At 42.6% G+C, this 13,256-nt stretch carries 17 protein-coding genes, 1 tRNA gene and 1 pseudogene; 5 read left to right on the top strand and 14 right to left on the bottom strand.

Annotation, left to right across the window (positions count from 1 at the left end; translation table 11 throughout):
* The first annotated feature begins 155 nt into the window (after positions 1-155).
* Complete coding sequence (locus MHH89_RS14410; protein WP_340033457.1) at positions 156-1,193, top strand: hypothetical protein; 1,038 nt, start codon at positions 156-158, stop codon at positions 1,191-1,193.
* 203 nt (positions 1,194-1,396) lie between these two features.
* Here the strand turns inward: MHH89_RS14410 and MHH89_RS14405 are convergent, their stop codons facing one another.
* Both MHH89_RS14405 and MHH89_RS14400 read right to left on the bottom strand, forming a co-directional pair.
* Complete coding sequence (locus tag MHH89_RS14405; RefSeq protein ID WP_076220886.1) at positions 1,397-1,612, bottom strand: DUF3006 domain-containing protein; 216 nt, start codon at positions 1,610-1,612, stop codon at positions 1,397-1,399.
* The gene (locus MHH89_RS14400) at positions 1,613-2,665 is read right to left on the bottom strand and encodes an MBL fold metallo-hydrolase (protein ID WP_340033456.1); all 1,053 of its coding nucleotides are present in this window, start codon (positions 2,663-2,665) and stop codon (positions 1,613-1,615) included.
* 194 nt (positions 2,666-2,859) lie between these two features.
* Between MHH89_RS14400 and MHH89_RS14395 the strand changes: the two genes are divergently transcribed.
* Positions 2,860-2,925: transfer RNA gene (locus MHH89_RS14395), tRNA-Met, on the top strand.
* A gap of 437 nt (positions 2,926-3,362) precedes the next feature.
* Here MHH89_RS14395 and MHH89_RS14390 read toward each other — a convergent pair.
* Both MHH89_RS14390 and MHH89_RS14385 read right to left on the bottom strand, forming a co-directional pair.
* Positions 3,363-4,580 carry a sialidase family protein gene (locus tag MHH89_RS14390; protein WP_076128840.1) on the bottom strand — a complete coding sequence of 406 codons (1,218 nt, stop codon included), beginning with the start codon at positions 4,578-4,580 and terminating at the stop codon, positions 3,363-3,365.
* A 33-nt stretch (positions 4,581-4,613) separates the two neighbouring features.
* On the bottom strand, positions 4,614-4,979 hold the full coding sequence (locus tag MHH89_RS14385; protein ID WP_076128842.1) for a hypothetical protein: 366 nt from the start codon (positions 4,977-4,979) through the stop codon (positions 4,614-4,616).
* 409 nt (positions 4,980-5,388) lie between these two features.
* Between MHH89_RS14385 and MHH89_RS14380 the strand changes: the two genes are divergently transcribed.
* On the top strand, positions 5,389-5,892 hold the full coding sequence (locus tag MHH89_RS14380) for a hypothetical protein (protein ID WP_076185238.1): 504 nt from the start codon (positions 5,389-5,391) through the stop codon (positions 5,890-5,892).
* 840 nt (positions 5,893-6,732) lie between these two features.
* On the opposite strand, the gene MHH89_RS14375 is transcribed toward MHH89_RS14380, so the two are convergent.
* The 9 genes and pseudogenes from MHH89_RS14375 to MHH89_RS14335 form a co-directional block, all read right to left on the bottom strand.
* Positions 6,733-7,722, bottom strand: coding sequence for a hypothetical protein (locus MHH89_RS14375; RefSeq protein ID WP_081388277.1), 990 nt, complete (start codon positions 7,720-7,722; stop codon positions 6,733-6,735).
* Positions 7,719-8,213, bottom strand: coding sequence for an RNA polymerase sigma factor (locus MHH89_RS14370; protein WP_076220021.1), 495 nt, complete (start codon positions 8,211-8,213; stop codon positions 7,719-7,721). The genes MHH89_RS14375 and MHH89_RS14370 overlap by 4 nt, the downstream gene beginning before the upstream one ends.
* A 210-nt stretch (positions 8,214-8,423) precedes the next feature.
* Entirely contained in the window at positions 8,424-9,287 is an 864-nt protein-coding gene (locus tag MHH89_RS14365) for an IS3 family transposase (RefSeq protein WP_340398193.1), read from the bottom strand.
* Positions 9,288-9,298: 11 nt separating this feature from the next.
* The gene (locus MHH89_RS14360) at positions 9,299-9,616 is read right to left on the bottom strand and encodes a transposase (RefSeq protein WP_248547695.1); all 318 of its coding nucleotides are present in this window, start codon (positions 9,614-9,616) and stop codon (positions 9,299-9,301) included.
* Between the two features lie 217 nt (positions 9,617-9,833).
* Positions 9,834-9,953 (bottom strand): annotated as a pseudogene (locus MHH89_RS14355) (phosphomethylpyrimidine synthase ThiC); the annotation flags it as partial.
* Between the two features lie 114 nt (positions 9,954-10,067).
* The gene (locus tag MHH89_RS14350) at positions 10,068-10,403 is read right to left on the bottom strand and encodes a DUF3139 domain-containing protein (protein ID WP_076279280.1); all 336 of its coding nucleotides are present in this window, start codon (positions 10,401-10,403) and stop codon (positions 10,068-10,070) included.
* Positions 10,404-10,764: 361 nt separating this feature from the next.
* A complete protein-coding gene (locus MHH89_RS14345; protein WP_155288176.1) occupies positions 10,765-10,926 on the bottom strand; it encodes a hypothetical protein in 162 nt (53 codons plus the stop codon).
* 66 nt (positions 10,927-10,992) lie between these two features.
* Positions 10,993-11,544 carry an ImmA/IrrE family metallo-endopeptidase gene (locus MHH89_RS14340; RefSeq protein WP_036683410.1) on the bottom strand — a complete coding sequence of 184 codons (552 nt, stop codon included), beginning with the start codon at positions 11,542-11,544 and terminating at the stop codon, positions 10,993-10,995.
* A gap of 163 nt (positions 11,545-11,707) precedes the next feature.
* A complete protein-coding gene (locus tag MHH89_RS14335) occupies positions 11,708-11,884 on the bottom strand; it encodes a YjfB family protein (RefSeq protein WP_076098563.1) in 177 nt (58 codons plus the stop codon).
* A gap of 149 nt (positions 11,885-12,033) precedes the next feature.
* Here MHH89_RS14335 and MHH89_RS14330 point away from each other — a divergent pair, with 149 nt between their 5' ends.
* Positions 12,034-12,183 carry a hypothetical protein gene (locus MHH89_RS14330; protein ID WP_155288175.1) on the top strand — a complete coding sequence of 50 codons (150 nt, stop codon included), beginning with the start codon at positions 12,034-12,036 and terminating at the stop codon, positions 12,181-12,183.
* 81 nt (positions 12,184-12,264) lie between these two features.
* Here the strand turns inward: MHH89_RS14330 and MHH89_RS14325 are convergent, their stop codons facing one another.
* Entirely contained in the window at positions 12,265-12,702 is a 438-nt protein-coding gene (locus MHH89_RS14325; protein WP_076128851.1) for a NucA/NucB deoxyribonuclease domain-containing protein, read from the bottom strand.
* A 100-nt stretch (positions 12,703-12,802) separates the two neighbouring features.
* Between MHH89_RS14325 and MHH89_RS14320 the strand changes: the two genes are divergently transcribed.
* Positions 12,803-13,219, top strand: coding sequence for a cytidine deaminase (locus MHH89_RS14320; RefSeq protein WP_076103796.1), 417 nt, complete (start codon positions 12,803-12,805; stop codon positions 13,217-13,219).
* Positions 13,220-13,256 lie beyond the last annotated feature (37 nt).

The raw sequence follows: 13,256 nt of genomic DNA, 5'->3' as shown, positions 1-13,256 counted from the left end.
GAATACAGTGATTGATCCTCTTAAGATTACGATCCAAGATATAGACCGTATAGAAGAGGGGACTGATTTAATTTTTACTGATCATGAAGCATATCGAATCCATATTATGCTAACATTGAGTGATTGAATTATTTTGACACAAAGGAGACGAATCCTTGAAGACATATAATGAGATGCTGCTTTCCACACCTTTTATGATAAATGGCAGACTTGAATCGGAAAGTTTCGCATTGAGACCAATTTCTCCCCCAAATCATATGCCTAGATATGAAGAATTTCAATATACAAGTGTTTTTAGAAGTATGTTTGTTTTAAGTCTTACTGTTGAAGTCGATAGCATTAATCCTTTAGGGGTGGATAATAAATCTCTTGGCCCGTATCATAAAACTCCACTTGAGATTGCAGACATGGATGGAGTACGAGCTCTGAAAGTATTTAGAAACTTTTTGTCTTTGCATTATGGGAAAATTTTCTTTGATCATGGTGTTACGAGAATAAATGATCATTTCAGTCTACCAAATATTAATTATTTTATCCCACTGAAAAATGCTAGACATCCAGTTTGTAATATGTTGGATAGGTTGGATTTTAGTCAATCTGGTGAGCTTTCTAACAGTGAAGACAGCTTGAAAAGGCTTGGGGTTTTATTGAAGAAGGGTACAAATAAGAACAAGGATTTTTTGAAATCACTAAATCTATACTACAATGCATTAGAGCAGTATAATATAAATGAAACACTAAGTTTTATGTTGTTTGTTACATCCATAGAAACTTTAACACATAAGTATTCTAAAAAAAGTAATATAACATCTCGAAATCTAGATTCAGATGATTATTTCTTTACCAAAATTATAAATATTATCGAAACGGATGTTGGTCAATCTGAAAATCGTGATTTTTTGAAGGGATTTGTTTTAGAGAGATATAAGGTAAAGATGAAATTTGTAGATTTTGTGCTTCAATTTTTGAATGAGAACTTTTATGAAATTTGGGAAGATCGAGGAATAGATAGAAGTGCTATTAGTAAAGAGGAAATAGAAGAATTATTGAACAGAATTTATAATCTACGATCAAATTACTTGCACCGTGGAGAAGATATATCGATTGAAATTAAGTTATATTCACTTTTGATATTGATTGAAAGAATTACAAGATTTATTTTGATTAAAGTATTTGATGAGCTGACAGCTTGATAAGCTTCATATTATGGAAATGCGATTGTTTGGATACTAAATTAAAAGTATTCAAGATATATGCCGATCTATGATACTACCGCTTCTCTTAAATGTACATTGGTAGCATTAATGATCAAGGATATTCTCGGATTTGAATTTGGAAAGAGGATGGATAAGAGTTAGTACATAATAAAACCCCGGATATTCACCGGGGTTCATTTTTAATCTTCGAACAAATCGTCCATTAGCTGCTGAATGTCTTCTTTTCTCTTTTTCGAGTCATTCTTATCGATCAGAATTTCATTATCTTTAAAAATAAGGGTATCTCCAGACTTTGCCTCTTTAGGTAAAATTGATTTTAAGATATCCTCAGTTTGCCCTTCAAATTCTACAACGGCATACTCACCTTCAAAGCGGTCAATGATTCCTTTATGCATTTACTTAGCCCCCTTAGTCGATGTAAAAGTGATTTTATTGCCATCACTTATTGCAGTAATTGTACCTTTTTGGTCAGTTCGTAACACTGAAGTATTCGCATTTTTTAACCTTGTAAGAATCCCGGAATCTGGATGCCCGTAATTATTTTTACCGACGCTTATTACTGCGTACTGTGGGTTAACGGAGTCGATGAATGCTTTGCTGGTTGAACTACTGGAGCCGTGATGGCCGACTTTTAATACATCAGCTTTTAAATTCATGCCATCGTCTAACATATCGTTCTCAGAAGCCTTTTCAGCATCGCCGGTAAAGAGGAAGGACTTGTTCTTATAAGTGACCTTTAAGACAGCACTCCAGTCGTTAATATTATCCCCATACGTTTTAATAGGAGCCAGGAACTTAGCCTCAACACCAGTTAAAGGAATGGTAACGCCTTTAGTCACTGCTTTGATGGTACGTCCCTCATTCTTTACAGCGGTCAAAAAATCTTTGTATGTCTCAGTGGTATGTGATACCTTTGGAGCGTAGACAGATTTAACATCCAGCGCTTTGAGAACATCATCTAATCCACCAATGTGATCTGCGTCAGGATGAGTAGCAACCAGGGCATCAAGTGTCTTTACACCAAGGGCGTTCAGGTATTTTACTACATTCTTACCCTGATCGTTATTACCTCCGTCAATGAGGACATATTGATTATTAGGAGTTCGGATTAAGGTAGAGTCCCCTTGGCCAACATCGAAAAAGTAGACCTGAAGAGTGCCGACGTTTTGTTTCTTTGGTAAAAGCAAAGCTGGAGCTGGCGTAGAAGTAGGCTTTGCTGTTGGTTTCGCAGTAGGCTTAACAGCTGGTTTCGCAGTGGCAGCAGGTTTTGAATTTGAACTACCACCATTGTGGTAATGGTATTCTCCGTCTTTCAGTCCCCACTTTGCACAATTGGTGCGGCAATAATGACCGCCATTTGCATCTGTGCGTCCTGGATGCGCCTCAGCAAGTACAGGCATCAACAATAAAACAAGTGACATGAAGATTGGTACAATAATTCTTTTCATAAAAAAATAAACCCCTAATGTATGATTCTGGGAGTATTCTATCAGTTATAGGTAATTTTTTCTAGAGAACATTACGAAAACTTGCTAACGAATTTGTAAACGAAGTATCTGATATAGAGTTAAATTCATGAATAGAAAAACCCCTATAATAGAAGAAAAAGAAACACAGTTAAGCTTATTTTAACCTTTCCCCAAGCTCAGTTGGTTAGAGCGGTCGGCTCATAACCGATTGGTCGGGGGTTCGAGTCCCTCAGGGCCCACTTAGAGAAAACCCTTACGTAGTAAGGGTTTTTTGCTATCTATAGGCTCCTTGTAAGTAGAAGTGGAAGAGTTGGAAAAGCGACAAAATAGAAAATGATCACATTTTGGTCACGGCGTTAGATCCACTGGTTTTATCATAGATCATCTGGAAAACGGTAAAAAGTATGTATTCTGTGGAACTGCCCTACTCTTGTAGAGGAAAGGGGGACAGTCAAGACATATAGACTATTAAGTAGAAGCACCATACGCCGTAGATTTTTGATTGAATTAAAAGCATGTCTGACACACTGGAATTTGATGATTTCTTTAAACAGGTTAATGCTGAATTTTGATAAGAAGCAATAAAGGATGCCGCATATTCGCTCGGCATCCTTTATTGAAGATGGAATACTAACTTAACAGCCTTTTAATTTATCATCAGAAGTTGATTAATAGCTTATTGATTATCCCCAAACCAGATGTTCTCAGTACCGGTCCGCGTGTCTGTCCATACGCTCACTAGACGGCCTGTTTGGGGGACGATGGCATTACCGATGTAGTCCCCAATTAGGGGGATGCCGGTGACGTCAAAGGAAGTTGTTGTTATCCGGGTGTTTGTATACGTCATACCGCCATCTCTAGATGTTGCTAGATAAACATCAAGGTTGAGGGGGTTGACTCGATTAGTGTAATAGGTAACGAATATTGCACCATCCGCAGGGGATACGGTGATGGCTGGGAAAAAGTTTTGGGAGCCCACCGGACTACCTGTAATGGATATTGGTGCCCCCCAATCCACACCAAAATTGGTGGAAGTGGCAAGAAAAATATCGGAATAACCTTCTCGAAAATCTTGCCATACAGCATAGACATTCCCTCGCGTCGTCGGTGCATTAGAAATATCTGCTGCGAGGGAAGGGTATGTCAGACATCTAAATGTATATCCCGGCAATGGATCTGGTGGGACTACAACGCTGGCGACCATGGTTTCAGGAGTAAAAATGACCCCACCGTCTGAGGATGTGCGAATTTTAAGATCAGTATTACCGGGAGGCTGATTGATCCATCCCACGATAACAATCCCATTTAATGTAATTGCTATACCGGGGAATTCTTCGAATTCTTCGACCGAAGACAGCAGGGAGGGACTGGAATAGGTACTACCGTTATCTAGGGAACGATTGAAGAATATCGTATTTCCCGGTATGAATTGTGTGTTGTAATCATGCGTATAACCAGTATATACATTTCCAAAAAAGGGACTTGATCCAGCTTTGTCGGTGACAACGACCACCTGATCATCATTTACAAACTGCCCAAACCCTTGATTCACGATGACTGGAGGTCCGAATGAAGAGGCATTGTCGGCAGATGTATAGGAAACGATCGACCCGCTGAGACCGTCTGAATCGAAGGCGTGGGCTAATACTACGAAAGTGGTCGGGAAAATATAATCAATATGTGGTGCTTCGATGCCTGCAAATCCTGTCGGTAACGGCAATAACGTTGTTGTCCAAGTGGCACCTGCGTCAATAGATTTGTATAAACCTATATTAGGAGGGCCTAATCGAAGATCTACAGCTACGGCAACCATAACTGAAGGATTAAGCCAATTTACCGCGATGGTGGGCTCAAACTGAACGCTTGCGCTCGGCGAAATTTGAATATTAGCCATGCAAAGCTCCTTTCGTCAGAGAGTTTTCGGTACTTATGGGTTCAGCTGAGCTATGAAAGTAAGTTCGGATTGCAGCACTCTTTGATGGGGAATGACGTTTCCTGACGAATCCGTTCCGAACACCGTGATAATCGTGTCTGCCGGTGCGTTTCCAGTTACGAGAAATTGGACTTCATAAGCTGAATTGCCTGCGATATTAAAACCGAGAAACTGGCTGGTGTTAGCATTAACATTTAATGAGTTGGAGTAGACTAAACCTTTACTAACCAAGGTATTCCATACGTAAACGTGATAGACTACGTTAGATGAAAAACTAAGGTTGTCATTATCGATATTAATGAGCACGTTGGATGCTGGGGTAGTCCCTGTGTTCGTAATGATGCCTGTTGTTGTTGCCATGAGCTTCACCTCTTTATTAGTTTGCTATATATATATGAATTGAGATTCATTGTGTTTGGACAAGGGAATTAGAAAAATCGCGGAAATGAATACTGAGAGGTCTAATTAGGTGGGGAAATACAAATAAAATTTCAGCATGATCTGAAGTAACTTGATTATAAGTTGAACAGCAATTGACGATTTTTACGACTTCTCTGCCACTGCTGATCTTGTAAGGCGCATGCAGGTAACTATTCGCTATCAGCAGGAGAATTTTAAGAATTTTAAATAGAAGGTCTGACATTTATTTTAAATAAATGTTATAATTATTAAATCAGTGTGTAGAGATATTGGTCTTTTTTATTGGGCCAAAAATATATGTCTCATGATACGTCTGCCATCTGAAATATTATTCACGGAGATGACAAACATGCATGGAGACACAAGACTGCCCAGAAACGGAAAAGAAGGTATACTATTTTTACTCATTATTTCAATCATTTCAGTTAACACTATTGCCCCTATTATTGTGGGGTTGGAACGCGGCTTCAGTAAGGAAGTGTATATAGATACACTAAAGGTTATTCCGTTTATGTGGATGATCGTAGTTTTATCCGTAAGATTAGTTGCAGGACCGATTGTTGGAAAAGTGATGCCGAAATTCACGGGACAAACCGATGGATTTAATGCAAGGATTCTGTTGAATACTTTATTGAATGTCACAGTGTTATCTATTTTACTATCAATTATCGGCACATGGGTTGGGACGAAACAAATAAGCCTGGATCCACTTAAAAACTTCCTTCACATCTGGCCGAGAAACTTTGGAATAGCATTTTGGATTGAACTGTTGGTTGCGCAGCCGATCGCAAGATTTGCGATGAAAACATTACACGCAAGACAGGATCGTAAAACAGAAAGTGTAAATGCGTAACTAGCTAGAGTGTAGTAGACTAATAAGAAATTCAAGGAGCGTCCATGGTGGGCGTTCCTTTTTTGCAGCAATCGGAAGTATCGAGAGAGACCCTGTGTTCCTTTGAAATTTGATTCCATAACAATTACGTGAACGATGCTTCTCCTGTCGGACACAGCTGACCCTTAAAGCGGTTTTTTTCCACATTTGCAATTCTAACGGACTCCATAGTCGCTATTGGCATAAAAAGTACCGCATGTGAGCCTCTTTCTAGGCATTAGCGTCCATGGAGTCCGAAACCATGCTCTTAAGGCTGAAAATCAGCAAATAGCGACATCTGGGTCCGATAGCTCGAGGTGGAGGAGGTTAGTTCGTTAATTCGTTAGCTCGTTAGTGCCGTGCTCTTCATAGATTTAGTCGCAGAAATTACAATGAGAAGCAGCTTTTAAAGGAACAATCAGTAGTCTCACCTCTACAACCAGCATATCTAGTATGCGGGCTCGTAAACCATACAGTAAAGCACAAAACGGCACTGCTCCAAACCATGAAATGGTTTTGAAGCAGCGCCGTTTTTGTTAACAGCCAGCTAAATTGTCAAATGGAGAGAGGGCGACCGAAACGAGGTTCTCAATTGCTTCCGATCGCAGTCCCAACCGCAGTCTCGATCGCAGTCCCGATCGCAGTCCCGATCGCAGTCCCGATCGCAGTCCCGATCGCAGTCCCGATCACAGTCCCGATCGCAGTCCCGATCGCAGTCCCAATCGCAGTCCCGATCGAGTCCCGATCGCAGTCCCAACCGCAGTCCCGATCGCAGTCCCAACCGCAGTCCCAACCGCTATCCCTGGGTTTCCACCAGCATTCCTAAAGTTTCATGCTGTTCCACAGCTGCTGGAATGCCCCGGATTCGACCTCGAAGAATACCGGTGCTTGACCGTAGCGAACAAGTCCTTGACCGAACAGCGTCAGCTCTACTCGGGCGTTGTCTTCCAGCTGTAAATAGATGATCTTACGGTCTTCGCTGTCGTAGATGCCTTGCTCGATCAGCGGCTCTGCTGCCAGTGGTTTAGCCGCTTGGAGGGCTGTCAGGAAGCTATCAAGCGCCTCGCCATTGGCGAGTGGCGCCTGCTGCTGGAGGCCGTTGTTCCAACTGTTGAAGCTTTCCCATTGAGCTGAAGTAACTCGGCCTTCAAGATTCAGCTTGCCGAACAGGTCGGCGCCGCTGTTTATGGTGATGCCGTTGGTGTGCTCATACAGTTCGGCGAATACCTCGCCGTTGATTACCGAATAGGACATAATCAGAAAGCTGGGGTCATAGCCCTTCACGGAATAGAGATCCGTTTCGCCGATGTTCGAGGCTAACTCAATATATTCGTCGTTACCGCTCCATTCGTTGATGCCGCCTGTAGTGCGTCCCAACTTATCACCGCGTAGAGCAGCAGCATCGGCAGCGTCAATGCGAGTCGCTGACTGTGTATAAATATTATTTTTATACACGACCAAGGCGATCATATCTGCCTTCACGCCAGACTCCTTATCTGGCAGTTTCAGCTTGGGAATGACAATGCTGCCGGATGTAGCTGTGCCTGAATTGCCAGCATTACTTGCTCCCGGAGTTACCTGGGCAACCTGCCCTGGGGAGCTCTGACTGTTCAACTGCTGCCATATACTAGGCCCAGCCAGACCGATTCCTGCGGCGAGCACGACACTTGCCGCGATATAAACGGTTTTGCGCGGACGCTTCCGCTCCTGCCGCTGCTCTATTTTATTGAACAATTCTTTTTTCATCTCTTCACCTGGTTTCATCGAATCCACCGCTTTCTTATATGTTGTTCGAAACTGATCTTCCTTCACTGTGGTTCCGCTCCTTCCAGCTCCAGTTTTAACAGTTGCCGTCCCCGCTGAAGTCTCATCTTCACGGCAGACTGACTAATCTGCAGAATCTTGCTGATCTCCTGGATGGGATAGTCCTCGTAATAATAAAGATGGATTACGGTTTTATACTTCATGGGCATCGCCATAACTAACTGCAGCAGAGCCCAATCCTCGGGGCTGTCTGCCGCAATTGGCTCAGCGCTCTCCAGCTTAACCTCGCGCTTGCGCCAGCCTCTGCCCAGTAGTGTTTTACAATGGTTGGTGATTACCCGGATCAGCCATGCCTTCTGATGTTCGGCATCTTTGAACTCCGGCGCTTTTTCTATTAGCTTGATGAAGGTATCCTGAGTGGCTTCTTCGGCATCTTGCCGGCTGCCTAGATGGACCAAAGCGATCCGGAACAGCATATCTGCGTAGATTTCGTAACTCTTCATCACATGATTTCCCGGCCGGGTCATGGATCGCTGCATGATACTGTGCCCCCCTTTACCTATAACACCATTTAGGACGGCATTAGGTCACATTTTGTTCCTGAGAAAATTCCTTATGTTTGAGCGTAAAGAATGCCTATTCATAAATTATCTCCAGAGGCTTACGGACTCAAAAGTCGTTATTTGCATATTTATAGGCTTTTGAGCAGGTTCGCGGACTTCATGGACCTCTGTCAAGAAAGTGGACAGTCACGCAACAGACATTCTAGTCAATTGCTCAGCAAAACGAACTGGAGAAAGATACCCCAGCGCGCCATGCATTCGCTTGCGGTTATAGTAAAACTCAATATATTGAAAAAGTGTCTGGTAGGCTTGCTCCTTAGTTTTGAATCGCGGATTACAATAAATGAGCTCCTTTTTCAAAATGCTGTGCCACGACTCGATACAGGCGTTATCATAACAGTTACCTCTGCGGCTCATGCTGGACTCCATGCCATACGCTTTCAACTGCTTCGTGTATTCATGAGAAGTATATTGAGAACCTCTATCGGAGTGATGTAATAGACCCTTTTCCGGTTGTTTAGCTTCGTAGGCATCTTGTAAAGCGCCCGAAATCAAGCTAGTTTCCATATGGTTGTCCAAACGCCACCCCACGATTTCGCGCGTGCAAAGGTCCATCACACTAGCCAGGTACAAGCGCCCTCCCCGGCAAGGAATGTACGTAATGTCGGTAACCCATACTGAATTGGGTTTGCGTATTTTAAATTGCTGGTTCAGCGTATTCGGGGCAATCGGATGGTCATGATTGGAGTCAGTGGTCTGTACCCGATACGTTTTGGAGACAATGGAGCGAAGCTTCATATGTCGCATGTACACACTCACCGTGCGTTCGGTAACGGTATAACCTTCTTGATGTAACAGGCGGGTGATCTTCGGACTCCCATACCGCTTTTGATGGTCTGTAAAATGATACTGAATTCGCTTCATTATCGCAGCCTTACGAAGCATATGCGTACTGTTTTTTTCTGTCCGCCACTTGTAGTACCCGCTCCGTGACACATGTAGGGTCATGCACATCTTCTCCAAGAGAAACTCGGAGCGATGTTTTTCAATAAACTGGAATCTCAGTTCCTTGGTTTGCTGAAGATGTGCACTGCTTTTTTTACGATCGCTAATTCCTCTTCCACATCGGCAATCTTGATATCTTTTTCTTGAAGTTGACGGCTCATTTCTTTCAACTGTGCCTCGAGTTCTCGTACTCGATCCACGCTAGCTGCCGGTTCATTCTTTAATTCTCGATACTGGCTCATCCATTGATGCAGGGTACTTTTTGGGATGTTGAGCTCTTCCGCCAAGTCGCCCACTGTTTTTGTTTGCTCTTGAATGAACTGCACTGTCTGTTTTTTAAATTCTTCGTTATACCGTTGTCGATGTTCTCCCATGTGAACACACCTCCGTGGACTCATTATCGCCAGTCTGTTAACTACTGTCCACTTTTTATTCTAGCTTCATCAGTGACGCTATTCCTTAAAAAGGAGGTCTTATATGGTGTTTTTCATGCCAATAAAGGCTATGGGGTCCGCTACACTTTGAAATGGAGTGTTATACCGCGCATAAGATCAACTGTGTCCGATAGCTGCTAAGAACCACGCCAATGTTATCTGTAGTCAGTGGACCTAATGTATAAAAAGGGGCTTCGTTACAAGTTTCAAGTTGCTTATCCATACTCTCTTTAGTCAAGTGCATCGGCACATGTTCTGGACCCTCTACCATCACCTGTCTACGCAAACGATGTTTACCTATTTAGAGCAGGGAAGATCAAAAAAACGCGTTTGCCCAAGCAGCAAAGTGCTGACTGCTGGACAAACGCGTCTTTTTTATAGGGCAACTCCTTCACGGGAGATTCTCCTCGATATGTTTATATGTATAGCTAGGATCATTACCTTTAACAGGAGCCCTGCTGTATTGAAAGATCCTTCCATTTTCTTTTCGATAAAAGTATCTTGCGTAGGGTTCGTCTGCAAAAATCACCGTGGTACTTACGAGGGGAGCTTTGGCAATCTGGGTGTATACTTTATCAAAATCTTCTTTCTTATAATTTCTCGTCTCTACTAGATAATGAATGACTTCTCTGTTCATATGATTTTGGAAGGAGTGGAGGGCTAAGGATGTTATTCCATAGATTAAAAGGATTAGAACGATGAAGATTAGTTTTGTTTTTTTCTTCATTAATTCCCTCCATATAAATAATTTGTATATAGTATAAGATAATATACTGAGACTGGTATGTCATTCATAGATATATGACGCAGGAGGAAGAGAAAATACTGGAGCTGGAGCAGCAAATTAAGATGCTGGAGGACCAGGTAAGTCCAAGGCTGCCGGGGTGGAAATCTTATGGTTTTTAATATGGGGTTTTGTCGGTATATTCATTATTCTAGTTCTTATTGGTGATACAGTTTGTATTTGCATAACAGATTATACAAAAAGGCAGCAAATAACAATAGTAATCCAGGCATAAGCGAACGAAGAATTGCCGGGACATACTATATTTGCTGCCTTTTAACTTATGAAGAATAATGATTCTCTTTTAGTCCTCTTTGGGTTCTTGCAATAAAATGGAGAAGGTCCCCGTTTCGTGATCCACCTCAATCGTCTCAATGCCCACGAAATCCGGGATTTCGGGGTGTACTGCATCTACATTATAATCCGGATGAGTCAGTAATAATTCAATTACTTTAATGGCTTCCATGTCGTTCCCCCTCACGAGAAATTCCACCATAAATGAATATGCAGAGCACTATTGCAACTAAGCTTATTATCTCCGTGATCCGTTGCGAATATGTGTCAGTCGTTCTTCGTTTCTTCCCATCACGGCCAATAATTGCCCTTGGAACACACGTCTTTGGATCTGATCAATCCGCTGTAAGGCTAGCTCGGCAGGAACTTGAAATTCTGCTGCGAGATAGGAGATGGCATCCTCCCGTTGCTCAGGCAATGTCATGCGGGAGATCATGGAGTAAGGCATCGCCGCATACAAGATAAAACGCTCGGATTCATCCTCCTGTGCCCGCGTGAAATGCTCTGGCATCAAGGTCTGATTATCACTGCCATGGCGAAGGAGGTGACACAGTTCATGAAGAAACTCTAGCCGTTGAAGATTGGCTGGAAGGCGGTTGTCGATAAACAGGCTGTACATCCCTGCAGACGCTTCAATGCTCTTGCTTCTCACATCCAAATAATGAACCCAGATATTAAGCCGCTCTGCAATATACGATATTGAAATTTGTGAGGGCTGATGAAGATTTAATCGCTTGTATAAATCCTCCGTCCATTTCTCAAGCACAGTCATTTGATAATATGATTTCATGTTCTCCAACTTATTCACCTCGTTTAAAATCACTAATAAATCATTAATGGGATCGTATGTTCGCATAAATGCGCAAAAGAAAAGCCCGAAGGGCTATGTAGAGTAAAAAAATGCTAAGGATACACAAGAACATTCGTTCTCATGTATCCTTAGCATAAAGCAATTACACACTAATATCAAGTGTTTTTCCTAAATTAGGAGCAACGCTTTTGCCCAGCATTTCCACCATGGTTTGGCTCTGGGTTTCAGCCTGATTCTTGGCAATATTCATGACCTGTATCCCTACATTTTGAGCTAAGGATGCTTGGCTCATTGCCATTGATAATGCAGCTATATCCATATTGCACCTCCTTTGTGTATATCCTGTTTATCGACTGTCCACCTTCAATTCATTAGGTGATTGGCATTTGTTTGCCAATTCGCCCAAACGGCTTATCTCCTTTTTACATATCTTGTGCTGTAGTCATTAATCATTAGGAGGAATTGAAAATGGGAATGGAACATGGTTGTGGTTGTAACGTAGGTCCGGTAGTAAGTCCAGCATCAGTAGGTCCGGTGTGTAGTCCTTGGACTTCAACAGGAGCAATTCTGGTACTTTTCATCTTGCTGGTTATCATCACTAAAGCTTGCTTATTCTAAGTTAGCTGATGTGCAGTGTAGCCCCATCTGGCGAATGCCAGGTGGGGCTATTCTATTGCCTGGGGCTGGTCAGACAGACCGTTATTTAAACATAAATTCTACCCGGGTTCCGTCTGCATAATCCTCCAGCTGATTGCCAACCCAGCTTCCTGCCCCGCGGTTATCGCTTGGCGTTATGTATTCAATGTCGGCACCAACGCCGCCTTCCTTACACATAGCCATTGGCCATTCATCCCGGTCATACCCCTTTTTAGTGGGAATCCCTTTTAAGGACTCTTTACGGTTCTCTTCAGCCTGCTCTCGGTTAATCGTACATGTGGCGGATTCACCTTTCGCAATGGCATCCTGAATATGCTTGGCGGTCTCAGGATAGCGGTCTGATGGGAAGGTTAGCTGAACAACACTCGAATCGGATGGAGACGAGGGGTCTGTAGGCTCTCCGTTTTGTTCAAACCAGTAACTAGCCAAAGCAAGTAATGCAACAATGATGAGACTGGAGATCCATTTTTTTACTTTCAATTCTGCTCCTCCTTTTTTGGCACTTAAAATAGTATATCTTATATCATAATTCAGTGCGATTTAATATAATTAGGTAAAATAAAGGAGGACGGAACTGGATATGGAGTACATAATTACCATTGAGGATCAGACGCTTATTGCGGCTGCCGAAGATATAATTACCAGGCGTTATGAATGGGGACGGCACCATGTGGGTGCAGCGCTTCGTACTAAAACAGGAGAGATTTTTACAGCGGTACATGTGGAAGCCAGCATGGGGAGGATTACAGTCTGTGCAGAGGCGATGGTGATTGGCAAAGCGATATCCGAAGGTTATAAGGAATTTGATACGATTGTTGCGGTAAGGCATTCTGACCCAGACAGCGAGGAAAAAGAGATTAAAGTAGTCTCTCCCTGCGGCATGTGCCGAGAGTTAATTGCGGATTATGGAATAGACTGCAAGATAATTGTATCGGAGGATGACCGATTAGCTAAATATGAAATCACTGAACTATTGCCTTTAAGGTACACGAGATAAGAAAAAAAGTAATGAGGAGCCGCGGAGCTCCTTTTTT

This window comes from Paenibacillus sp. FSL H7-0323, assembly GCF_038002725.1.
GTDB lineage: Bacteria > Bacillota > Bacilli > Paenibacillales > Paenibacillaceae > Paenibacillus_AQ > Paenibacillus_AQ odorifer.
The sequence above is the reverse complement of the archived record's forward strand: the minus strand, read 5'-3'. Positions and strand labels throughout refer to the sequence as shown.